Source organism: Amphibacillus sp. MSJ-3, from assembly GCF_018919165.1.
In the GTDB taxonomy this organism is placed as follows: Bacteria; Bacillota; Bacilli; order Bacillales; family Amphibacillaceae; genus Amphibacillus.
In genome coordinates, this window is the sequence record NZ_JAHLQM010000008.1 from 46,462 (window position 1) to 72,266 (window position 25,805).

Below are 25,805 nucleotides of genomic sequence, written 5' to 3' on the forward strand. Positions count from 1 at the left end.
TATGTTTATATTGTAAAAAAGTTAAAAAAATAAAAATCCAGTTATCTTCTATAATTGGAGGGATTGGTGAAGTAACAACACGACCCCATATTGAAAAAATATCTGGCAGGTTGTTACTCCGATTCACCATTTATTGTTAAAATATATGAATTAGATCGATTACTTTAAATATCGTTTGAATTGCTCATTTATTTATATCTATTTTAATAATTAAAAAAAATAAATAATTGCTAAGATATGGTGTAGTCCGCTACTTATTTGAAAGGAATAATCGTTTTATCGTCAATTCAAACTTGCTCTATATATTTAATCATAGCGATTGCAACCAGTTTCGATACCACGTTTGAACTTCTTTATCCGTCTTACTGCCGAACTCATCTTCGAGCATTGTGTTCAAATTTCTATACTGAACTTGAACGTTATAATGGTCACCAAACTTGTCATATAGCTGCATTAAAACAAAATAAGGATAAACAAGATATGGATATATTTCTTGGATATGCAAGGCTATCAGTATAGCCTCTGTATATTTTTGGTTTTCTTCTAGTAAACTGATAACGCTTTTCGATATGGTTAAAAATATGATTCGGTATTGTTCTTTAATATTTTCTTTCCATATATAAGGCTCTTCTTCTAAGTAATGCCCTTTATAAAGTTTTAAAGCCTTTTTATATAAAACCGTTATTTCTTGCAGATTCCCATTATCCGATATGCGGTCTTCTATTTGAATCATTAAGTTTCGCCACTCAATGACATCATAAATTGTCTCCTTGAAATCTATTTCATAGCCATTTACTGTATTAATGATATCAATGTCAATGCCAATATCTTTTAGGGTTTTTCTCATTTGGTAAATCGTCGTATATAAATTATCATAAGCTTTGTCCACTTCAATATCTGGCCATAATAATTCTATTAATACATCTTTTCGGACAAGTTCCCCACTATTTTGTACTAAATAAATAAATAGTTCGCGTGACTTTGATGTTCTCCATCTGATATTCCTTATTTCCTTACCGTTCTTCGTAAAGTGGAGATATTTAAAAGTATGTATCATTACTGTATTTTCTTGATTTCTAGGTGTTGGTGGAAGCAAATTGTTGAAATGATGAAGAATCTGGTGTATTCTCTTTTCTGTGTATGGTTTTAATACGTAGTCTGTTACACCAATTTCGAATGCTTTTATCGCATATTCATCATGAGCTGTTATAAAAATAACAATGGTGTTGATATTTTTTTCAAGAAGCTTTTTAGTGATTTCTATCCCGTCTATTCCTGGCATATTAATATCTAGAAAAACAAGGTCGGGTTTGTACTTTACAATTGCTTCGAATGCTTTATAACCGTCTAAATATGCCCCTTGTAACTCAACGATATTAGATGACTTTAGGAATCTTTCTAATTGATAGATTGCAAGTTGTTCGTCGTCAGCAATTATTACCTTTAACAAAATAATCAGCTCCTACTGTATATATAATAAGTGTTGAGGTAAGTCATATTATTTTGAATATAGTATTTATAATGTTATAAAGTATGATTGCATTTCATCAAAAAATGATGCTTATATAGTTTTCATTCGAAAAAGTAGAATAACTGTATTAATTTTACTATCAATAACCGAACAATAACTGAACAATAAGTGACAAATGACTAAACATATTTTATCTGGAAGCACGCTGAAAAGGTAAATATAGTTAGGGTCATTTGTATTTAACCACCCAATTTTTGATTATAATGTAACCGCTTGCATTTTTCTGTAATCTACTAAAGTTATGATCCCTATTAATGAGTCTAATTTCTAGCTTTGATCTGAAGGACTTTAAAAAATTAAATAGATCATTCTTGTTTAGCTCCCTTATTATCACGTCCTTTTTACTTGAATTCTACTTGTGATCTTCTGAGCTTGATTTCCACCAATGCTTGATGAATACTAGCATTCCCTATCCTTTTTTAAGCGATAGATGGGGAGTGGCTATATTCACATCCAATATCACCTCTACTTATACAGTTATTTCTACCACTTACAACTATCAATGAAGGTTATTAAAAAATGAGTTGCTGATTGAAAAAAATTCAGCTTTAGACATTCGCTGGTCAGTGGTAGATCAATACCAGAAATCTATCCAATTCTTTAAGGAAAATCCTCTCTCTTTTATTTTACAACTAACCAACCCTTAAGAATATACTTTTCTTAATATTGTCATTAATCACACACATAGCTGGTAAATGACTAAGAATATAGTCAGATGAGCACGGCCGAGTGACTTAATGATTATAGGCGGTTTAATAGATGAAATAGTACTTGATGTAATAATCAAATCAAAAAGAATGTCAATTATGGTTAATGGTCTAAGTGTTAAGTAGAAGCTATTTAGTCATGACTTTTGAATGCGGGTATAGTCGGGAACAGTCGTTTAACCAGATCCTAATCGCCAATTTTGACAGAAAAGTTCTACAATTCAGTTTTTGTCTAGTTTTATTTCAGTTATAGAAATAGTAAGAGTCGTTATACTTCTTTATAACCGAACTATAGTTTTAAAGATTAAGTACATAGTTAATGGTTTCTACGATGGAAGATAGAAATAGCAAGTAACTTTAATAATCATACAGGGAAGTTCAATAAAATTTCAAAAAAAGAGAGAGAAAAGGGGGTTAATAATAAGGACCTATATTTTTGCCGAAAATGCAAACGCTTGCCCTATCGAGTGTAAATTGATAGGTAAAGCTTATGTATTTTATTCACAGATATTAAAAATATCTTAAGAAAGGATGTGTTTAGATGAGGTGGAAGCGTTACCCTAAGGATATACTGATTCTTCTCTCGATGTTGTTTATCATATATTCTGTAAATAATATTGGTAGCTTAAAAGTTGTTCATGCAGATGCTCATTCAGATGAGATCGTTTATGAAGACTTTTACGATTTTGATCAGCTACCTGAAAGCGACATCATTCTTACGGATACATTTGAATTAATTACAGCAAATCGAGGGAGTACTTGGGGGGTAAACCATGGCCCTTCATTGGATCCTAATCGTTCTGACGTTGTGGTTATTACACAGGATGAACAATGGCAATTCGGTGGACTTTGGTATAGGAACCCGATTGATATGAACAAGGATTTCTCTATGCTGATGTACACGAATTTAGGAGACAAATGGGATAATGGTAATTATGATGGTACGCGGGGAGCGGACGGAATCACATTTACTATTCAGGGACACACAAATACGAGTGGAGTGCCGTTAAAAAGTACACTTGGAGCAAATGGTGCTGGATTAGGGGCATATAGCAAGGATAATGATGATAACGATCCATTCAACCCCTATAAAAGTAATTTCATTAGGAATGCCCTTATTCTAGAATTTGATACCTTTTATAACAATCATGAACAAAATACAAATGATAACGGGACACCTAACTTCGGTAACGGAGGCGCTAATGGTGATAAATTCTATGGGCATATTGATTTAACCAAGACACCTCCTTGGAGAGGCGCAGCTCAAGATCCTTTTTATAAACAGCATGATGTATCTTCACCTTATTTTAAATCGCCAGATAATTTACAAGACGCAGCTGACCAAGATTTGACAGACAAGCGTTGGCGCAAAGTTGAAGTAGATTGGGATAGTTCCACCTATACTTTGACTTATAATATTGCTGGTTATGATCCAATCGTTTACCAATTTAATGGGCAAGAGGATGTAATCGATACATTTGGTGGGTCACTCGTCTATTGGGGATTTACTGGTTCAACCGGTGATTCACATAATCTCCAACAAGTTGGAATATTTGAATTGCCTGATCAAACAGAAAGTACAATTGAAAAATTAGTGCGTAATATCACTAAAGATGGTGAAAATGCTGAGTTTTCAGATGAAGCAATAATGAAGTTAGGTGACACAGTCGAATACCAAGTGACACTAGATTACCCAGAAGAAGGGAATACACAAGAAATAATAGCAGGGATTATTAAAGATGATTTACCTGCTGAACTTAGCTATCTAGAGGGTTCATTGACCGTGAAATTAAACGGTGTTGATGTGGAGCCGACCCCGGATTGGAATGATGGTGAGATCCATTTAGGTAATTTCAATCCTGGAAGTGAATTTGTTGTCACTTATCAAGCAGTTGTGGAACAAGAAGTGGTTATTGATAATACAGCTATGTTTTATTCAAGATACACCAATCCAATCAGTGATACAGCGCAGATTTATAGTGGTTCGTTAAATATAGTAAAAGTTGATGGCAGTAATCAACCCTTAGAAGGTGCAGAGTTTACTGTAGAAGGTCCTAATGATTTTGAGCTCAATATTCCGAGAGAAGGAGAAGAAATATCTCACGCTTATAAAATTGATTATCTTGAGCCTGGTGATTACATTATAACTGAGACCAAAGCACCGGAAGGCTATATGTCTACGGCTGAGCCACAGACTGTAACAATTGAGAAAGGTACTGTTGAATTAGAAGTAGTCTTTATAAATTATAGATATCCTGAGTTAATAAAAGAACAAAAGAACAGTTTTGAAGATGACAGTGCGTATGGAGATACATCTGAAACACTTGTTGGAGATACAGTTGATTTCAAAATCACATCTTCTTTACCGGAGGACATTACAAAATATAAGGAATTCAGAATTCTAGATGAACTTGACTCTAGATTAACCTACGTTAAAGAATCAGCACAGTTAACGACTAACTCAAATGTTGAATTAGAACCAGAGACGGATTATACAGTGCAGTGGGAAGATGGTTTATTAGTCGTCGAATTAACAGAGGCAGGAATTAGTAAACTTACTGAAACTTCTAAACTAAATTTAATATTTACTGCACAAGTAAATGAAACAACATTGGGGGATTTAACAAATATTCCGAATCAGGCAACGATTGAATTTATTAATCAGTCAGACCAAGAAGGTAATCCTGAATCAAATGAAACAAATACGATCCCATTAACAGGTCGTGTAGATATTCTTAAGATTTTTAAAAATGACTTATTAGAAGAGTTACCACTTCCTGACGCAGTATTTCGTTTGCAAATTAAGTCTGGAGAGACATGGGAGGACTTTGGGGAAGAACAGATTTCTGACCAAGATGGGAAATTACACTGGAGTAAACTCCCTAAAGGAAAGTATAGAATTATAGAAGTTGAAGCCCCAGAAGGCTATTTATTACTTGCTAATCCGATAGAATTTGAGATTGATAGTGATAAAACAACGCATGAACAGAGTTATATGGTAGAAAATACACCGAAAGAGGAGCTTCCACAAACAGGTGGAGTTGGAAGTCTAGTCTTTACAGTAACAGGACTTTTGTTGATGATTTCTGCAGGCTTAAGTCTATTCACTTCAAGATTCAAAAAAATTAATTATAGATAAGGGGTATAAGAATGAAAAAGAAATTTTTTAGAGTTTTTCTAATCGCATTACTTTTATTGGTTAACTTCACGACGTCAGCCTTTGCGTCCGAAGATCCACCGGTTGATTTCACAAAAAGAGGATCAATCTCAGTCCATAAGTATAGTTTCGATGGTGACGAATCAGAAAAGGTTGATGGCACAGGTATTGAATTAGATCAGGATATTGATATTCCCGATCAAGCAACACCCCTACCAGGGACTGTTTATGAAATTCAGCAAACACACGAATTAGTAAAAGGGACAAATAATCAAGAAGAGTGGGTTGAATTAGAAACCCCAGGTGAGGCTATTCGAGGCACAACAGATTCAAATGGTCTAGTTACATTTGATAATTTAGATCTTGGTCGCTATACACTGAAGGAAGTCTCTGCACCAGGGCATTTAACAGATCCTGCTACTTATTACATTGATGTTCCATTAACGATTGAAAATGGTACACAGTTATTATATGACGTACATGTGTATCCAAAGAATACGCCGGTTAATGGTGGGGTTGAATTTGTCAAAGTTGGTGAGAATGCTGAGGAAAATGCTTTAGCAGGTGTTACCTTCCACCTATTTTATGAAGATGGAACTAGAGTTGATCAAGTAGACTATATTTCTAGTCTTGATGGTTATATTAGAGTGACAGGCTTGACACCAGGTTCTTATTACTTTGAAGAAGTTGAAACAGTAGATGGTTATTTATTAAATAATACAAAGATACCTTTTGAAATTGAGGAAGTAGTTGGTGATGAACAGCCTGAAACGATTGTTCTACCAGATTTCCAAAACTATAAAGAACCAGAAGTTTTCAAGGAACAAAAAGATATAAACGAAGTTGAATGGGGAGAAGAAACAACGACTCTAGTTGGTGAAACTGTAGATTTTCGTCTATCAGCGATTGCACCAACTGATATAGATGAATATGCTAAATTTTCACTATATGACCAAATCGACAATCGTCTTAACTACACAGTTGGTTCTACAAAGGTATACATCAATGATCTTGAAGAGAGCCTAGTGATTAATGAGGACTATGTCTTAGTAGAAGCATCTGAAGATAATGATTTTACTTTAGACGTTTCATTAACAGAAGCTGGTATTGCTAAACTAAATCCAGGTGATGTACTTTATGTAGAGTTCTCCGCTGTAGTAGATGAAAGTGCATTAGGCGAAGGCCCAATTGAGAATACAGCAGTCGTAGATTGGGATAATAATAAAGGTGACGACGGTGATAAAGAGTCAGATCCAACGATTACAACACCAGAAGAAGGAAGCGTAACAATTACAAAAGTTGCAAAGAATGATAATGATATTTTACTAGAAGGAGCAACTTTTAAATTACAACAACGTGATGAAAATGGTAATTGGGTAGATGTAGCTGGTTCAGTAAAAACAACAGATGCTAGTGGGGTATTAACTTGGGATCGTTTAGTTTCGGGTGAATATAGACTAGTAGAAATTGAAGCTCCAGAAGGATATAACTTGCTAGCTAATCCGATTGAATTTGTCATTGATGATGGTACGAATTTAACACAAGAATTCTTAATTGAAAATATGCCAGAAGGGTTGATTCCTCAAACAGGGGGCATGGGAACACTAGTATTTACTGTTTCCGGGTTACTGCTAATGAGTATCGCAGGTTTTAACTTATTAAATAATAAAAAACGCCAAGTGAATAAAGAAATTTAAGTTTTAATAAAAAAGGAATAGGTTTGAACACCTATTCCTTATTTAAATAAGTAGGGATGTACGGACATGAAAAAAAGAATAGTTATTACGCTCACCTTTTTATTGGGTTTATCAATCTTCTTGTTCCCGATTATAACCAACTATCTTAATAGCATTGTGCACTATACAGTAATCGAAGATTATCAAAGTAACATTAATGAAATTGATGCAGAGACACTTAATAGAAAAAAGGAAGACGCAATAGAACATAATCGATTATTAACAGAACAAGTTAAAACTATAGATGATCCTTTCTCTGAAGATGATAAGGAAAAAAGGAAGATATCTGAGTATGAAAGTATTATAAATGTTGGCCAGGCGATGGGGTATATTAGCATCCCAACTATAGATGTTGAACTTCCAATCTACAGCGGTGTTAGTGATACTGTTTTATCAAAAGGGGTAGGGCATCTACCGCGTTCATCATTACCAATTGGCGGAAAAGGTACACATGCTGCTCTAACTGGACATCGAGGACTCCCTACATCTGAATTATTTCGAAATTTAGATGGACTTGAGATAGGCGATAAATTCTTTGTTCATACATTAGATGAAACATTAGCTTATCAGGTTGACCAAATTAAAATTGTCCTTCCACATGAAATGGATGATTTATCAATCGTACCAGACCAAGATTACGTTACATTGATAACATGTGAACCTTATATGATAAATAGTCATCGCTTATTAGTCCGAGGAACACGTATCCCACTGGAAGACCTTCAAGATCAAGATAGTGAAGAAGCGATGCAACCTGTAAAAAATAGTAAAGTGAAAATGTATACTTTGATAGTGAGCGGCTTAATTATAGTGATAACGGTACTGGTAGTAGTCCGAAAAGTCATAAAGAAGAGAAAGGGAATAGGATGATGAAATATAAAAAAACACTCATGCTAGCTATCTTCCTAGTTGGAATATGTCTAGTTCTTTATCCTATTGTATCAAAGCGATATTACGAGGCGCATTTGAATGATGTGGTGGAAAGCTTCAATGGGGGATTTGAAAAGGACCTCCCTAAAAGTGCCATCGATGCCGACGTATTTGCAACAATTGAAATTCCAAAGCTCAACTTACATTTACCCATTTATTACGGTGCATCAAATGATATTTTAGCAAAAGGGATTGGACTGATTGAAAATCCCCAAGAATCAATTGGTGGTATGAATACGCATAGTGTTTTGGCTGGCCATTCAGGGATGGCATCAAAAGAGTTTTTTACTAATATTCATAAATTAGATTCTGGTGATATCTTTAAAATAAATAGGTTAGATGAACAGTTAAATTATAGGGTGATAGATAATCGAAAGATAAAGGTAACTGAAACAGAGTATCTTAAGGTACAAAAAGGCAGAGATTTAGTAACCTTATTAACTTGTCCTCCTTTTGATTCAAAGAACTATAGAATAATTGTAATTGGAGAGAGAGTTAACAATCCTCCAGATTAAATTAAGACATTTGAAAGTTATCAAGTGACTAGATGAGCAACTGGCTATGAAGGGTAAATCGATTTAAATCCTTGTTACCGGTATAAACGATAAGATGAATTTAACTTTTTGATTTTCTGGATAAATTCAGGAAATGCTAATGGCCTTTGATTAACTTTTACGCTTTTTGTAAATAACGATTTGCTTATAGGGATCTCTCCTATCCTTGACCTAGTTCCACCAAGCAAATCGAACTTGTATAGGTTCTGCCCATTTTTAACGGATTTCCATTTGTTAAAATACAGATTTGAATCAACACTAGCTAGGCTTATCTTTGAAATGAACAGGTCTTTTCCTCATTTGTTTTCGATATTCTGTCGGGGAGAGGCCTTCTTTCTTTTTAAATAAATAGCTGAAGTAATTTGAATCATTGTAGCCGATTTCTAAAGCAATAGCTGTTAGTTTGTCATTAGTAGTCGCTAGTAGATGTTTAGCTTTATTAATTCGCTGTTCAGTAAGATAATCAATAAAGGTTTGCCCTAAGGACTGTGAGAAGATGGTACTAAAGTGGGAAGGGCTTAGGTTAACAATTTCCGCAACTGTATTTAAAGACATATCAGGGTCGGAGAAACTCTCATCCATATAGAGAAGTGCCTTTTGAATGATACTTCTATATTTCACCATGGATGGGTGAATTTCTACTTCAAGGAAGTAGGTTAAGGTATCTTTTAAATAGTTTGTATATCTATCTAAAGACTTGGCGATCTGGTTCATTTCCTGTGAATCTTCTATTTGATAGACTGGGGCATCCTTTCCTTCTTGTTTTTTCAAGATTAGGGCATTGATTTCTAGTAAAACAAAAAAGCGAAACATTCTTTGCCGGGCAATTGTATCGAATTGACTGCCATTTAAGGATTCGATAAATGCGTCCATATTCTCAACTGAAATAGAAGTTATTTTATCAGCTAAATCAATTTTAAAGGGATTTGTTGGTGACACTTCACCTTCTTTTAGATTATCAACAAAACTAATAATCTTTTCCGAACGGATAATACCGTAAGTTCCTATCAATTGCTTCGCCATCTCATAGCTATAGGGGATTTCGCTGATTCGATCAATGATTGGCCCAATGCCGACGACTAAATCGGAAGAGTCGATGTCAAGTTCGTGAAGTAATGTATGAGCTACTTGATAACATTTATCGAGTAAAGTGTTGTAATCATAATGAAAAACTAAAATCTTAATATAGCGAGAAGAAATGCTAGAGAATAGGATTTCTTCATCATCGCCAAAGGAAAAGTTGAGTTTTTCACTAAAGTGAAAATAATCTTCAAAGCTCTTATTATAATGATTGGTAGCGAGGATAACAGAGATCTTTTTGCCAACAATTGTTTTTTGAAAGTTGTTAGATTCTTCAATGACCTCATTCATCTTTAAATCACCTTTGAACAGACAGTTTAAGAAAAGATTCTTGTGTACTTCTTGAGTAAGTGATTCTTCATTCTCGTCTTTGACACTAAATTGGTCTTTTCTTTCCTCTAGGCTTTCAGTGATTTTTCTTAAAGTTTGTTCGAGTTCCTTTGACTTGATTGGTTTAAGTAAGTAGTCCTCTGCCTGCAATTGAAGTGCAGATTTAGCGTATGAGAAATCGTCAAAACCGCTAATGAAGAGAAGTCTAATCCACGGATATATTTTCTTCGCCTCATTGGCTAATTCTAGACCGTCCATGAATGGCATTCTGATATCCGTGATTAGGATATCCGGTTTTATATCAATAATTGAAGCTAAGGCTAATTCACCATCAGATGCTTCTCCTGCATATGTAATTGGGAGTTGTTTAGCTAGTCTCATCATTTCATTTCTTAAGTTGTCACGAATGAGTGGTTCATCTTCGACAATAAAAACTTTATACATTAATGTTCACCTCATATCATAGGATAATCAATCACTCGACTTGGGAGGGTCACCAAGTAAACCCCTTGCTAACGTATGTAAGAAAATCTTTCGCTATTCAATCATTTAGTCGAATGTCTGCAAAGGTAATTTGATTTTAACGGTTGTTCCTTTATTAAGTGTACTATCAAAGGTGATTTTTGCGGATTCACCATAATAGAGTAACAACCTTTTGTTCACATTATAGAGGCCGTACCCTTCCTTAAAATTTGTCTCTATTCCCTTAGCTAATTCCGCATGGATTTCTGTTAGTTTTTCTTCTGGAACCCCTTTGCCATTATCTTCGATCGAGAAATAGAGATGTTGATTATCATGCCAGCCCCTTATATGAATATAGCCAATTCTACGGACAAGCTTTATCCCATGGTAGACGGCATTTTCAACAATCGGTTGTAGTACCATCTTAAGTATTTTAAAATTGAACATTTCCTGGGGAATATCAATGTTATAAGTTAACATTTCGCCATATCTAATTTTTAGAATAAGCAAATAATCAGAGATGTGTTTTATTTCTTTCTCAACGGTTATCCAATCTTGTCCTTTACTTAATGAGATTCGGAAAAAGTCAGACAGTGCATAGGTCATTTTTTTGACAGAATCGATGTCTCCTTGTTCAGCTAAAGTTAGGATAGCATCCATACTATTATATACAAAATGTGGCGTAATCTGAGCTTGAAGCACTCGCATTTCACTCTGTGCTAAATGGTATTGCTTTTTTGCGTTTTCCGCTAGTAGAATGTTGAGCCGATCAGCCATCCTATTCATTTGGGCACTGAGAATACTTATCTCATTTATGTTTGGTAGATCGGTACGGTACTTGAGATTACCTTGTGATATTTCATCAGCCATTTTAATTAATTCATGAATGGGTTCTTCAACATTTTTTGCTAAATAGTGATTGACTTTTTTTAAGAAGATAAAATTAAAGACTAAAATACCAACTTGAATAAAGGAAAGGATGACAACGGAATGCATCACTTTACTTCCCTTATTGGAAGCATAATTGATTTCAATTTCAACGAATTCTTGTAAAATATCTAGGACTAATAAATTGCTCGATTCAACCTGCTTCATAATCCCTTCATTTTTTTCAAGGGATTCATTGTTCAAAATATTATACTCAATCTTTTCTATATGATCTTCTAATGCGTCAATGGCTTCTAGTGTTAGGTTAAGGGTTGAAGTCCCTGTTTGGGTCTCGGTATTATGCTTGATAATCTCTATTTCCTGGCGTAAATCGTTGACGGTATTGTTATGATTAAATCTTTCAGGTGTGGTTTGTCCATAGACTAAATCCCAAATGTCCTCCAATACATCTGTGCGGAAGCGAGATGAAACTTTGTTTGCTTGGTGGATATTGGTGACAGCTCTTTGGTAAACAAACAAGTGATGTGTATAGATGATGACGCTAATTATTAAAGGAATGGTTGCGACTAGTCCCATCCACCGATTAGATTGTAGAAAAACTTCCTTGATCGTCTTTTTCTTCATGATAAATTCTCCGTTAATAATTTCTCGTTGGAATCATGGATAGGTCACCTTGATCGGAAAAAATCGTTTCTGGAATATAGATTTCCTTTGGAATGGTATGACCATTTAAATACCGCGTGATTGTATTTTGAACGTACCATCCAGCATGGGGATTGCATTCAACGACGGCATTTACAAGCCCATCTTTTAAGAGATCAATCATTTCCTTTTGTCCATCGATTGAAATGATCACAAGTTCTTCTAAGATTTCAGGTGCGAGTTCTAGGAAGGCTTCAATGGCCCCTAAGGTCATTTCATCGCTATGGCTATATAGAACATGGATATTAGAGAAGTCACCTGCCTGAATGGCTGCACGAATTACTTCCTTTCCTTTTGACCGAATAAAGTCACCATGAGCTGTTTGAACGATTTGTATTCTAGGATCCCGTCCAATTGTTTCGAGAAACCCCTCCTGGCGAAGAGTTGTTGAGCTAGCCTGATCAAGTCCTGCTAATTCAAAGACTCTAATCTCAGCCAATGATTGTTCTGAATAGTGATTACTTAAATAAAGGCCAGCCCTATTTCCTTCCGCTTTAAAACTTGGGCCAATATGTGCCATATATAAATCTGCTTGCTTCGTTTGAATGCTTCGGTCGACAGTGATGACTGGAATCCCGGCTGCTTTAGCTTCAGCTAAGACCTCATCCCATCCGCTATCAATTAAGGGGGCTAGGATGATTAGATCTACTTTATATGCGATAAATCTTCTAAGATCCTGAATTTGGCGTTCTTGATCTAAAAATCCATTACGGTAGAGAACTTGGTAGTTTTCCTTCTCTAATTCGGTAATGATGGAGTCCGTATGGGCTTTGCGCCAGCTGCTTTCTGTTCCGGATTGAGAAAAGCCAATGACAGGAGTTGTATTGATTTCCGATTGTTCATTTGGACTTGTACAGTTTGTTAAAAAAACAATAGACAATAATAAAAAAAGTGGGGCTTTTTCCATCTCGACTCACATCCTATATTTTTGATCTGAAAATGAGTGACCATCTAGTCATTACTACCGCGTACTGAAAACGCTAACAAATCATTATAACATATAAAAATTAAGATAAAGAAGTAAGTAAAATAATTCAAGAAAAAACGAAAAAAAGTGAAGATGTTAAAAATTAATAAGTAAAAATTCGATAAAAAAAGAAGATTAATAAAAATATATTCAATGAAAGCGCTTTATATAATCGGTATAGTTAATGTAGAAAAAATAAGGAGGCATTATGTAATGAAAATCATCTTGAAAAGGAAATATTTTTTAATCTTATTGGTAGCCTTATCTTTAGTCTTAGTGGCATGTAGTGATAGTGCATCAAGTTCGGGAGACGAAAAAGGGTATATCGGGATTGCGATGCCAACCAAGTCTGCGGAGCGTTGGATTGCAGATGGAAATAATATGGTTGAAGAATTAGAGAACTTGGGATACAAGACAGACTTACAATATGGCGAAGATAAAGTTGAAAATCAAGTTGCTCAAATTGAAAACATGATTGCCAAAGGAGTAGATACATTAGTTATTGCTTCAATCGATGGTTCGGCCTTAACTGATGTTTTGGAACAAGCGAATGCTGCAGATATCGATGTGATCGCTTATGATCGATTGCTAATGAATTCGGAACATGTTGATTACTATGCTACTTTTGATAATTTTGCTGTTGGAGTATTACAGGCATCTTATATTGAGGAGGAGCTTGGCTTAAAAGAAGGGGAAGGCCCATTTAATATTGAATTATTTGGTGGTTCACCGGATGATAACAATGCCTTGATTAATTACAATGGGGTCATGTCAATTTTTCAACCTTATATTGATAGTGGTCAATTAGTTGTTCCATCAAATCAAACAAACTTTAATCAGATTGCTACTTTACGCTGGGATGGTTCTACAGCTCAATCAAGAATGGATAATCTCTTAAGCGCAAATTATACAGATAAAGATCTTGATGCCATCCTGTCACCATATGATCCAATTAGTTTAGGAATTATCTCATCTTTAAAAGGTGTGGGATATGGTTCCTCAGATAAACCGTTACCTGTAATAACTGGACAGGATGCAACTGTTGCAGGGGTTAAGTCGATTATAGCTGGAGAACAAACACAAACTATTTTTAAAGACACACGTATTTTGGCTAAGAATACAATTGAAATGATTGAGGCGATTCACAACGATGAAGAGGTACCGGTCAATGATACCGAAACATACGATAATGGTGTGAAAGTTGTCCCAACCTATTTATCAACACCGGTTTCTGTTAATAAAGATAATTATCAGGAAGAGTTAATTGATACAGGATATTATACAGAAGAGGAATTAAGTAATTAATCTATTATTTTAGGAATAGTTCTGCATTAAACTATTCCTATTCTTTCCTAATAGAATAAAGGGAGTGAACACATGCCTGATTATATTTTAGAAATGAAAAATATAACGAAGGACTTTTCCGGCGTGAAAGCTCTAGATGATGTGAATCTAAAAGTTAAACGTGGGGATATTCATGCTTTATGTGGTGAAAATGGTGCTGGTAAATCAACACTTATGAATATATTAAGTGGTCTATATCCAATTGATAGTTACTCAGGAGATATTATCTATGATGGTGAGCTATGTCAATTTAAGAAATTAAAGGACAGTGAGGAAAAGGGAATTGTTATTATTCATCAAGAACTCGCTTTAAGTCCATATCTTTCAATTAAGGAGAATCTCTTCCTAGGTAATGAACAAGCAAAACGCGGGGTCATAGACTGGAATCTGACAGAGAGAAAGACAGAGGAGCTTTTGAAAACAGTTGGTTTGCGAGAGGATCCAAATACTTTGGTTTCTCAAATTGGTGTAGGACACCAGCAACTTGTGGAAATTGCCAAGGCATTTGCTAAGAATGTGCAATTATTAATACTCGATGAGCCAACAGCAGCCTTAAATGAGGAAGAGAGCGAAAACTTACTGGAATTAGTGAAGGCCTTTAAAAAGCAAGGGATTACTTCTATTATTATTTCGCATAAATTAAATGAAGTTGTCAATATTTCGGATCGGATTACGATTTTACGGGATGGAAGAACGATTGAGACGCTAGAAAAAAATGAAATTAGTGAAGAACGAATTATCCGTGGCATGGTTGGGAGAGACCTAACCAATCGCTATCCTGATAGGCAGGCAAATATCGGTGAAGTTTATTTCGAGATAAAGGATTGGACTGTTCATCATCCAATTGATTCCTCCCGAGTGATGAATCAAAATCTTAATCTAACCATTCGTCGTGGGGAAATCATCGGGATTGCTGGACTAATGGGTGCAGGGAGAACGGAATTTGCCATGAGTGTATTCGGCAGGTCTTATGGAAGTCAGATATCTGGAAAGGTTTTTAAAAATGGTAAAGAAATCGATGTAAGTAGTGTTCCGTCAGCAATAAATAATGGTCTTGCTTATGTCTCAGAAGATCGTAAGTCACTTGGCTTAAATCTCTTGATGGACGTAAGGCAAAATACAACGCTTTCGAGTCTAGAAAAAGTGAGTCATCATGGCATCCTTGATAAGGAAATGGAAACAAAGCTTGCTGAGGACTATCGAAAACGAATGAGAACTAAAACGAATTCTGTCTTCCAGAATGTTGCTAGTTTAAGTGGAGGGAACCAGCAAAAGGTTGTCCTCTCAAAATGGTTAGCAACGGAACCAGAGATATTATTTCTTGATGAACCGACTCGGGGAATAGATGTAGGTGCAAAATATGAAATCTATACGATTATTGAAGAAATGGCCGCAGAAGGTAAGTGTATTTGTATTATTTCATCTGAACTTCCAGAAATACTAGGGATGTGTGATCGTATCTATACGATGAATGAAGGAAGATTTACAGGTGAGGTTCTTCGGGAAAATGCTAATCAGGAAGTGTTGATGAATCTGATGACAATAGAGAAAGAAAGGGTAATTTAAATGGAAAAAGTAGTGAATGATACGCAAGCAAAAGCAAAATTTCAATTAGGTGAAAAATTACTCGATATTTTTAGTAAGTACAGTATGATTATTATTTTGGTTATTTTATTAATTGCCTTTCAGTTGATGACAGGTGGTATCTTTCTACGCCCCTTAAATATTACAAATATTGTTCTGCAAAATAGTCATATCTTAGTATTGGCGGCAGGTATGTTATTGGTTGTTTTATTAGGATATGTCGACCTCTCGGTTGGATCAGTTATGGCCTTTGTTGGATCAATTGCCGGACTGTTAATGGTGAATAATGGTGTTAGTCCCTTGATAGCCGTTCCAATTTGTTTATTAATTGGCGCACTTATTGGCGCCTGGCAAGGTTTTTGGGTAGCTTATGTTGAGATTCCAGCATTTATTGTGACGCTAGCTGGTTTATTAATGTTCCGGGGTTTAACACAAGTCGTCCTAGGTGGACAATCGCTGGCTCCATTTCCAGTTGGATTTCAAAAGATATCGACTGGATACCTACCTGATCTTTTTGGCGGAAATGGATTACACATTTTCTCTTTAGTACTAGGCGCTATTCTAGCACTTCTGGTTATTTATGCACAGTGGAAGGCGCGAAAAAAACGGAAGAAAAATCAGTTTGAAACTTCATCACTACCCACTTTTATCCTAGGCGCCATTTTCTTAGCCGCGATCATTATGTTATTGAGTTTCGTGTTTGCCTCTTATCAAGGCTTTCCAGTTATTTTGATTATCCTTGCTATTATTGTCATTCTGTATGGCTTCTTGACAAATAAAACAGTTGTGGGAAGACAAATTTATGCAACTGGGGGGAATAAAAAGTCTGCGGAACTGTCGGGGATTAATACGAAGAAAATTACCTTTTGGGTCTTTGTTAATATGGGATTAATGGCTGCCTTAGCTGGTCTGATCTTAGCTGCAAGGTTAAATGCTGCAACTCCACAAGCGGGGCAATCACTAGAATTAGACGCCATGGCTTCAGTATACTTTGGGGGCGCTTCTACCTCTGGTGGGATTGGTACTGTAATGGGAGCGATCGTTGGTGGACTGGTGATGGGTGTTTTAAATAATGGAATGTCAATCTTAGGAATCGGAGTAGATTGGCAACAAGCAATTAAAGGTTTAATTTTACTACTAGCCGTTGTTCTGGATCTTTACAATAAGAAACGGAAGATATCTCAGTGAATTAGAAAAAAGGCAGATCGGCTCTTGTTAAATGATCTGACTGGATCTTCTTTCATTAAAGGCTTCTATTGATCGATGTTATGATGGAGGGCTTGGTCTAATAAATATATATACCTTCACTATCATGCTAAAACTGTGCCTAGCTTAATTGCAGGGCATGGTTTTTTGTAGTGTATCTGGTAAGCGTTCGGCTTGGCCCTGAAGCGGGATTGAATATTTACTGGCAAGCAATGCGAGTTATTCAACAAAGAACGACATTTAGCCCTTAGGAATAATGGATTATTTTTGTCAGAAAAGTTAAAATAGAGATTAGGCAGGATGAATAAGCTAGGGTAGGTGTTTGCAATGTATGATCGAGTGACTGAGGCTTCATATTTAACGGCTGATAATGCCTGGCGTTATCGTAGCATTTTACGCTATTTTTTTATAGAGCATGAACGGATGAGGGAATTTCTCTTTCCTGAGGAGATCTACCAACATTTGATGCAATTTGAGGATTTTAATCATTATACGATGGAAATGCTCCACTTAGATTTGGATGCATTGGTAAAGTGGGGCAATCTGGTCGCCCGTCAGGAACTAGGTAAATCGAGAACAATCGAAGAGTTTAAAAAGAAACGTTTTCGATATCAGTGCACACCCTATACAGTTGAATTTGAACGGATGTTAATGAGTATAGAGGATACAGGTGAAAGTTTCGGTGGCTCATTAGAGCGGACACAATTTGAACGTTTGTATGAATCAGTGGAAAAGATTAATCAAATTATAAGTGGCAAACGAGTCGAGAATGATGAGGAATGCGCCCAAATATGGGAAGATGTTTTGTCTTATTTTAGGCAAATTACTAAAAATACATCGGATTATTTTGCCTATATTAATAGTGAAGAAGTTGAAGAACGTATGCAAACTGAAGCCTTCTTAATCTATAAGGATCAGTTTACAACTTATTTAAGAGATTTCATCATCGCCCTTCAGGCAACTGCGATTCAAATTCAGGATCTGTTACGTCAGATCAAGCGAGAAGAACGACGAAAGTTTTTCGACCAGGTGATGAATCATAGCCAGCAGGTTTTTCGCTTTAGTCATGATGACCAAGTGAATCAATATGAGGATTATGAAGGGAAATGGTCCTCGATTAAGACTTGGTTTCTAGGCGATGACCAGCGTGAGAGTGAATATGATCTGTTACAAGAAAGAACCAATGAATCGATTCGAAGGATTACAAGAGTCGTACAGCGTCTAGGAGAACGTCATCAACACTATCGAAGTCGCCGGGAGGATTATTTATATTTGGCGCGTTGGTTTGACTCATTGGATACCTTAGAAGAGGCGCATCAACTATCATCCGTTGTTTTTGGAGTCTTTCATACGCGACATTTTTATATCGACCAAATACCATCGGATGATATTTACTCGGATGTATGGGATGAACAGCCAATGGAACATGAAACAAAACCAATTGTTCGTCATTACCGGGAAAAAACAAGAGCAGGTGCCATTGTTGATCGTGCAGAAGTGAAGGAAGAAATGGCCCAAGCTCATCTAAAAGAAAGACGTCAGGAACAAGAATTGATTGAGAAATATATCCATGACCGAAAAATTAAGATTGCCAATTTACCAGTTGTTGAGCCACCAGTCCGCAAAGTGCTGCTATTATGGTTAGGTAAAGCAATTGGGAAGGAAGATCGCGTCATAAAAACAGAATTAGGTAGACAAGTTAAGTTAGTGAATGAAGAGGGAAGGGTCTTACTTCGCGCTGAAGATGGCGACTTAGAGATGCCGAACGTTACTTTTGAGTTTTTAGAAGAGGGGGAATCCTCACTATGAGTCAAGCAGCGTTTGATGGAGATACACAAGAGGCATTGGCGATTTTATTTGAACAGTTCTGGGTCTTAAGGACGGAGAATCCTTCTGCTTATCAATACATTCGCGAACGGGAGAAAGCATTGAAACGCTATGTATTCGATAAGTTTGGCTTCAATTTAATTGTACATCAGCACTTTATTAAATTGGAGAAAATCCCTGTTGACCCCAAGGCTTGGATGGGGATCCAAGACTTCACGTCACCATTGGACTATGCAATTTTTTGTTGTGGCCTAGCCTTTGCTGAACGTAAATCAATTGATGAACAATTTTTATTATCTGATCTTGCGGAAGATATCCATGATTTATTTCCTGGTGAATTTCAGTTAGATTGGACCAATTATCAGCACAGAAAGTCACTTGTTCGCATGCTAAAAAAGATGGTCGACTTAAATATTATTGTTGCAATTGATGGTGATATTGACTTGTTTGCAATGAATGAAGAGCAGGAAGTTCTCTATGAAGTCACCGTCTATGCCCGGTACTTTATGCGCTCATATCCTGATGACCTCTTCAATTACCAGACAATGGATGGAATCTTGGCGAGTGAGTGGGAACGGCACCAGTCAGATAGAAGACGAAAACGCGTTTATCGTAAACTGATGTTTTCACCTGTTGTTTACCGGGAGAGTGAGCATGATCCTGATTTTGCTTATATCCGAAACTACAGTAATCGATTACGGGATGATTTAGAGGAAAACACACCTTTTAGGCTTGAGGTGTTTAAAAATATGGCCCTCTTATCATTGCCAGAGCGTAAGCAAAGGTACACTCTATATCCCGATCAAAGGGCAATCACTAACATCGCCCTACATGTACAGCGCTATATTATAGAGCATCGAGATGCTTATGAAATCTCCCCTTTTGGCGAAATACGTCTAACGTTAGCGGAATTTAATCAACTTGTTGAAACAGTGAAAGCACACGATGGACATGGTTGGAGTAAAAAGTATCGGGAGATGTCTTATTCAAGTATTGCAGGAGAACTTCTGACCTTATATAAAGATTGGGAGATGGCGACGATTGATGAAGGGACAAATATGCTTATTCTTTACCCGGCAATTGCACGAATGATCGGACAATACCCGGCTGACTATTTAAAGGAAGTAGGTGGGATAGATGAATAAATGGAAAATGAACCGTGCGGGCTTATTAAACTTTTGGTATTATGATGATGAAATTTTTGATTTTTCAAATGGTAAACTCTTGCTCCGTGGGAGTAATGGTTCAGGAAAATCCGTAACGATGCAAAGTTTTTTACCTGTCTTATTAGATGGGCGTACATCACCCGATCGCTTAGATCCCTTTGGCTCAAAGGCTCGCCGAATGGAGGATTACTTACTTGGGGAAAAGGATATTGTTAATCGTGATGAACGGACAGGCTATTTATTTATCGAATTTAAGCGACAGGAAACCGAACAGTTTTTAACGATTGGTATTGGCTTACAAGCGAAACGTCATAAACAGATGAAGTTCTGGGGCTTTGTTTTAACTGATAATCGGAGAATTGGCAGGGACATTCAGCTTTACAAGACAGAAAATAATGCTGGGAAAAGTCAGAAAATCCCTTTGTCTCGGATTGAATGGGAAAACCTAGTTGGTGAAGGTGGCCAAGTTGTTCAAACGAAAGGCGAATATAAACAGCTTGTTAATAAGTATCTCTTTGGTTATGAAACAATTGAGGCTTATGAAGACTTGATTAAGTTGTTAATTCAATTAAGAAGTCCTAAACTGTCAAAAGACTTCCGGCCAACAGTTATTTATGAGATTTTAGAGGCAGCCTTACCCCCATTAACCGATGAAGATTTGCGGCATTTATCAGATACAATTGAACAAATGGACCAAACCAAGCAACAAATCGAGCAACTGGATCGTGAAGGGTCTGCTATTCGCCGGCTTAATCAAGTGTATAGTCAATACAATGAAGCAACTATTTTTGAACAAGCAAAAGGCTTTCTTGATACTCAAGGCCGATATCATGAGGCTGAGCAATCCTATCAGGATCAGCAGGTTGAGGCACAACAATTAAGTGTAACCATTTCTGATTTAACAGATCAAATTAGGATGTTGGAAATCGAGCAGGAGGCAGTGAAGAAGCAGGAAGAGCGTCTGCGTAGCCATAAGATATGGGATCTGGCACAAGAAGAGAAGGATGAATTGGAGAAATTAGAACAGCAAGAGCTTGACTTTGATCGTAAGCAAGGTCAATTGGATGTAAGGCATCAAAAAACCTATCATATTCGCGAAAGTTTGAAGAAAACTGATGAATCCATTTATAGTCACACAGAAGCCATCGATGATCTATTGCTTGATTTGCAAAATGATGCAGAGGAAGTTTCCTTCCTAAAACAGCATGAAATAAACAAGCAGGACTTTAATCGTCATAAAGAAAATAAATTTGATTTTACTGTTTGGCAAAATGAAACGGCTCAGCATGTCGAACATATTGAAGCAGTGATGGACCAATTTCGCCAATATGAAGATATAAAAATGCGTTACCAAGAGAAGGACAAGGCACTTGCTGAGGAAAGTAAAGCACGTGATCATTTGACATATCAAGAGCAAGAATGGAGAAAACTGTTTGAAGAAGATAAGGATAAAAAGCTTAATGAAATTCACCAGTGGCTCAACGGAGCTCCCTGGCTAGATCTTGATGATAGCAGTCTCCAAGAGGTCGGACGGCATATTCATACGCTATATGAACCGACATCATTTGAAGTTATCAAGGAACCCTTTCGCCAAGCTCATTATCACTATATTGGCCAGCAACAAAATCATTTATCCCACTTGCGGTTTGAGCTGGAAAGGCTAGCACAGGCTACAACCGAGAAAGAGACTGAACTCAAAGAGTGGCAGAATAAAAAGGATCCAGAGCCACTTGTTGATCAGCTAACGACAGAAGCAAGAGCAGAGCTTGAAAAACAAGGAATTGCCTTTGTCCCTTTTTATGCAGCGGTGGAATTTCAAGACCATGTTGATGATGCTGTGCGGAGACGGATTGAGGCTGCATTAATTGATAGCGGCATGCTAAATACATTAATAACAGAAAAAGAGGTCGAGATTAGCCATGATCGGATTTTCACTGTTAAGCCACAGACGATGGCTTACACATTGGCAGATTATTTAAAACCCGATCTTGATGGCAATAATCAACTAACTGATCAGCGAATTGATGATGTATTAAGAAGTATTTTAATTGATGATCATGATTCTAACAGTCAACTATCAATAAATGAACAAGGCTACTATCAATTGGGATTAATAAAGGGACATGCCTTACCGATTGAAAATGTCCACTATATTGGTCGTCAGGCACGAATACGCTTTAGACAAGCTCAAATCGATCGATTAACAAGTGAGCTTACTGAACTTGCTGAAGAGAAAAGTGATTTACTTGAACAGGTTAATCAAGTAGAAAAGCAAATAGAACGATCAGATCAGTACTTAGCGACTTTTCCCAATGATGATGATCTTCAAGAAAGTGATCAACAAATCAAAGAGCTTCGCTATAAAATTGAGCATCATAAAAAGCAGATTCAAGTTTTATCAGATGAATTAAAGATTCTTCATGGCAATTATAAACAAATTAAATATCAATTGGATGAGCAAACGCGCCATGATCAGATTGAATTTAGTTTAGTTGCCTATCAAGAGGCAAACCAAACCATGAAGCGATATGACAAGGACTTATCTAAACTTGAAAAACAACATATCCAATATGTCAATTATCTGCAGAGTCGTGCAGAATTAACCGAGCGCCTTGCTGAAGTTGAAGCTGAAGTTGTTGAGCTTCAAGGTGAACTAAATATTGTCGAAGGACAAATAGAATTGGTTAAGAAAAATATCGCTCAAATCGAACAAGAGTTAGAGCAACAAGGTGTTGAGGATGTTCGTAAGCAAATTGAAAAAGTCCAAGCAAGCCTAAGTGAAATTGAGCAAAAGCTAATAGGGAAGCGGGAAGAAAAACCCCGCAAAGAAACGCAGTTAGACCATATAAATCAAGAGATAAGAGCTCAGGGTGAGCGCGTTGACTTTTGGCTCCATATGAAAGAAGCTTGGCAGGATTCATTTCAAAGTGAACTCAACCGTGGTTTTGTGGCTTTTTCTTCTGATGAATCTATCGAATCAATTGCAGAAGTAGCGATTTCTAAGTTTAAGGAAAGCAAGGGAAAAGACCGGTATAAATTGAATGGTCAGTTAAGCAAGACCTTTTATAAAGAACTTACTGACTTAATGGAGTATAGTATGACTATTTATGATGCTCCTACCAAAGTTCCTGATTGGATGAATCAGCCTGTAAGTGATGATCAAATCCCACATATTGAGCAATGGAAACAAAAGTTAACCCGAACGATTATTGAACTTAACTATCAGGGTAAGCAAGTGAGTCCTTTTACTGTTCAAAATGAGATTGAGTTGGATCAGGCAAGGCAGCAAAGTTATTTAGATGATCAGGATCGAGCTTTATATGAGGAAATTCTCTTCCATTCAGTTGGACAAAAGTTAAGAGCAAGGATTAGAAGAGCGGAGCAATGGGTTGTCCAAATGAAGGAGCTAATGGAGACACGGGATATTTCCTCAGGGATTACCTTTTCTATACGATGGAAACCAAGAACTGCTGATTCAGATGAAGAATTAGACACGATTGATCTTGTTCACTTGCTTAAACAAGATCCGAAGCTTTTGAAGGATGAGGATTTGGAGAAAATTACTACTCATTTCCGTTCCAAGATCGATAAGGCCAAGGAGATGCTTGAGGATAGTAGTGAATTACAAACCCTATTACAGGTGCTTAAGGAAGTGTTGGATTATCGAAAATGGTTCTCCTTTGTTCTCTACTATCAACGAGAAGGTGAATCAAAACGCGAATTAACAAATAATCAGTTTTTCAAATTTAGTGGTGGAGAAAAAGCCTTGGCCATGTATATCCCGCTCTTTACTGCCTGTTATTCTCGTTATCTAGAGGCAGCACCAGATGCACCGTATATCATTTCCTTAGATGAAGCCTTTGCAGGTGTCGATGAAAATAATATTCGACAAATGTTTGATGTAGTTGAGAAACTAGACTTTAATTATATCATGAACTCGCAGGTTCTTTGGGGGGATTATGATACAGTGAGTGAATTAGCAATCAGTGAATTAGTTAGGCCGAAAAATGCTGATTATGTCAGTGTGATTCGTTATCATTGGGATGGTCAGAAACGTCAATTTGTAGAATAGTTAAAAGGGTGATTTTATGATAGAACAAGCATTGGCCTATTTTCGAACGGATAATGGATATGACCATCTCTTCCTGCTTTTTAAGAAAAAGTTTCAATCACTTGGACGAATAGGTGGTTCAGTGAAAATAACGACATTGGATGATCGTGAACTTGAATCGCTTGCTCGTTTTTACGGTAGTACGCCCACACAATTAAAAGAAAAAGGTAGCATTACGCTTCAGTCATTTGAAAGACAACTAAGCAAGACTCGATTTTACGATGTCACCTTAAAAGAGTTATTAGAAGCATATTTTAATGAGAAGCTCATTTCTAATAAAGAAAAAAAGCAAGAAAGAATCAAGCAGCAAGAGCAGTTTTTAAGTCAAGCTGCTCGCCAATTTCCCGCGCTAGCAAGCTGGTTAACAGAATTACAGCATAGACGCCCAGATAGCCATTGGATTTATCGATTAATTGACCTATCAGAGCGAGAGTTTGAAGAAATGCTTGTCCATTTAAATGATGCGATCACACATCTACCTAAAATGCATGAACGCTTACCGATGTTCAGTCAGAGGATAACTAGAAATCCTCACACCTTTGATTTAAATACAAACTTAGGCAGACTTTTTCTCCACCTCTTGTCACTTGATCGGGTCCAATCAGGTCCTGTCATGGTCCCAACTGATAGTGAAAGTATAAATGAATTGCTACTCTCCTATAATATTTTGCGTGATGATATTTCAAACTATGTGACCTGTGTGAATCTCATTGTAAGAACAGACAAAGGGATACACCCCGTGTGGCAAGCGGCATCAGACCATCATAGTGTGATGAATGTGCCTTTGAGGGAATTAGAAGATATTGTGTCTGCTTATCCAGCCAATGGTGAACATCAAGTTTGGCTGGTGGAGAATTCCGGTGTTTATTCTAGTATCCTTGATCACTTGCCAGCGGTCCCCTTGCTCTGTACCCATGGTCAGTTTAAGTTGTCCGCCCTTATTTTAATTGACCAGCTTGTTCAATCAGGTTGTACACTTCATTATGCGGGAGATCTAGATCCGGAAGGATTAAGAATGGCAGAGCGATTGGTTAATCGTTACCCCAATCAGATAAACTTGTGGAAGATGGATCTTATTTCATATCAAAAATCCAAATCGCCAATGAATGTGTTAACAGAGGAGAGACTCAAACAATTAGATGCCATTCAATTGAGGTCCTTGTTACCCGTAAAAGAAGCATTAGCTGAAAATAAAATCGCGGGTTACCAAGAGGCACTTGTTCAAGAGATGATAGCAGAATTAGCTGATTTGGGTTATTAAATGGTTGGGGGATGGCGATCGTATTGGTGGGGTGATATAAATTGCTGCCACCAGTGCTATTTTTATCCCGCATTAACAGGCAATAAGACTCCCACTTAAGCCTTAAAGATAAGTTGGAGATCAATTGCCTGATCATACTCTTGTGGCAGAAACAAATATTTTCGATGGGGCGAGTAACCGCAGTCCCAATCTGTGGGGGATTAGGGGAAGGCAGACTAAACCCACCACCTCCTGTGGTAAGGTCTTCATGATAGGTCCTGTA

Annotated in this window: 15 protein-coding genes; 11 read left to right on the forward strand and 4 right to left on the reverse strand. The window is 36.7% G+C overall.

Annotated elements, in window-relative coordinates; genetic code table 11:
- Nucleotides 1-310: 310 nt before the first annotated feature.
- Nucleotides 311-1,450: a response regulator gene (locus KQI76_RS04000; RefSeq protein ID WP_216399021.1), complete on the reverse strand. Its 1,140-nt coding sequence runs from the start codon at nucleotides 1,448-1,450 to the stop codon at nucleotides 311-313.
- Nucleotides 1,451-2,779: 1,329 nt separating this feature from the next.
- Here KQI76_RS04000 and KQI76_RS04005 point away from each other — a divergent pair.
- The 4 genes from KQI76_RS04005 to KQI76_RS04020 all read left to right on the forward strand — a co-directional run bounded on the left by KQI76_RS04005 (nucleotide 2,780) and on the right by KQI76_RS04020 (nucleotide 8,576).
- Complete coding sequence (locus tag KQI76_RS04005; RefSeq protein ID WP_216399022.1) at nucleotides 2,780-5,377, forward strand: SpaH/EbpB family LPXTG-anchored major pilin; 2,598 nt, start codon at nucleotides 2,780-2,782, stop codon at nucleotides 5,375-5,377.
- Between the two features lie 11 nt (nucleotides 5,378-5,388).
- On the forward strand, nucleotides 5,389-7,092 hold the full coding sequence (locus KQI76_RS04010) for a SpaH/EbpB family LPXTG-anchored major pilin (protein WP_216399023.1): 1,704 nt from the start codon (nucleotides 5,389-5,391) through the stop codon (nucleotides 7,090-7,092).
- 66 nt (nucleotides 7,093-7,158) lie between these two features.
- Nucleotides 7,159-8,001, forward strand: a complete 843-nt coding sequence (locus tag KQI76_RS04015) for a class C sortase (protein ID WP_216399024.1) — start codon at nucleotides 7,159-7,161, stop codon at nucleotides 7,999-8,001.
- A complete protein-coding gene (locus tag KQI76_RS04020) occupies nucleotides 8,001-8,576 on the forward strand; it encodes a class C sortase (protein ID WP_216399025.1) in 576 nt (191 codons plus the stop codon). Before KQI76_RS04015 ends, KQI76_RS04020 begins: the two co-directional genes overlap by 1 nt.
- 297 nt (nucleotides 8,577-8,873) lie before the next feature.
- Here the strand turns inward: KQI76_RS04020 and KQI76_RS04025 are convergent, their stop codons facing one another.
- From KQI76_RS04025 to KQI76_RS04035, 3 genes are all read right to left on the reverse strand, one after another.
- Complete coding sequence (locus KQI76_RS04025) at nucleotides 8,874-10,469, reverse strand: response regulator transcription factor (protein WP_216399026.1); 1,596 nt, start codon at nucleotides 10,467-10,469, stop codon at nucleotides 8,874-8,876.
- A gap of 105 nt (nucleotides 10,470-10,574) precedes the next feature.
- Nucleotides 10,575-11,999 (reverse strand): sensor histidine kinase, encoded by a 1,425-nt coding sequence (locus KQI76_RS04030; RefSeq protein WP_216399027.1) that lies wholly within the window; start codon nucleotides 11,997-11,999, stop codon nucleotides 10,575-10,577.
- A 13-nt stretch (nucleotides 12,000-12,012) separates the two neighbouring features.
- Nucleotides 12,013-12,984, reverse strand: coding sequence for an ABC transporter substrate-binding protein (locus KQI76_RS04035; protein ID WP_216399028.1), 972 nt, complete (start codon nucleotides 12,982-12,984; stop codon nucleotides 12,013-12,015).
- 285 nt (nucleotides 12,985-13,269) lie between these two features.
- On the opposite strand from KQI76_RS04035, the gene chvE reads away from it, so the two are divergent.
- From chvE to KQI76_RS04070, 7 genes are all read left to right on the forward strand, one after another.
- A complete protein-coding gene (gene chvE, locus KQI76_RS04040; protein ID WP_371817646.1) occupies nucleotides 13,270-14,349 on the forward strand; it encodes a multiple monosaccharide ABC transporter substrate-binding protein in 1,080 nt (359 codons plus the stop codon).
- 72 nt (nucleotides 14,350-14,421) lie between these two features.
- Nucleotides 14,422-15,954 carry a multiple monosaccharide ABC transporter ATP-binding protein gene (gene mmsA, locus KQI76_RS04045; protein WP_216399030.1) on the forward strand — a complete coding sequence of 511 codons (1,533 nt, stop codon included), beginning with the start codon at nucleotides 14,422-14,424 and terminating at the stop codon, nucleotides 15,952-15,954.
- A gap of 84 nt (nucleotides 15,955-16,038) precedes the next feature.
- Nucleotides 16,039-17,160 carry a multiple monosaccharide ABC transporter permease gene (gene mmsB / locus KQI76_RS04050; RefSeq protein ID WP_216399044.1) on the forward strand — a complete coding sequence of 374 codons (1,122 nt, stop codon included), beginning with the start codon at nucleotides 16,039-16,041 and terminating at the stop codon, nucleotides 17,158-17,160.
- Nucleotides 17,161-17,505: 345 nt separating this feature from the next.
- The gene (locus tag KQI76_RS04055) at nucleotides 17,506-18,987 is read left to right on the forward strand and encodes a TIGR02677 family protein (protein ID WP_216399031.1); all 1,482 of its coding nucleotides are present in this window, start codon (nucleotides 17,506-17,508) and stop codon (nucleotides 18,985-18,987) included.
- The gene (locus KQI76_RS04060; protein ID WP_216399032.1) at nucleotides 18,984-20,150 is read left to right on the forward strand and encodes a TIGR02678 family protein; all 1,167 of its coding nucleotides are present in this window, start codon (nucleotides 18,984-18,986) and stop codon (nucleotides 20,148-20,150) included. Before KQI76_RS04055 ends, KQI76_RS04060 begins: the two co-directional genes overlap by 4 nt.
- Nucleotides 20,143-24,243 carry a TIGR02680 family protein gene (locus KQI76_RS04065; RefSeq protein ID WP_216399033.1) on the forward strand — a complete coding sequence of 1,367 codons (4,101 nt, stop codon included), beginning with the start codon at nucleotides 20,143-20,145 and terminating at the stop codon, nucleotides 24,241-24,243. The genes KQI76_RS04060 and KQI76_RS04065 overlap by 8 nt, the downstream gene beginning before the upstream one ends.
- 16 nt (nucleotides 24,244-24,259) lie before the next feature.
- Complete coding sequence (locus KQI76_RS04070; protein WP_216399034.1) at nucleotides 24,260-25,543, forward strand: TIGR02679 family protein; 1,284 nt, start codon at nucleotides 24,260-24,262, stop codon at nucleotides 25,541-25,543.
- The last annotated feature ends 262 nt before the right edge of the window (nucleotides 25,544-25,805 follow it).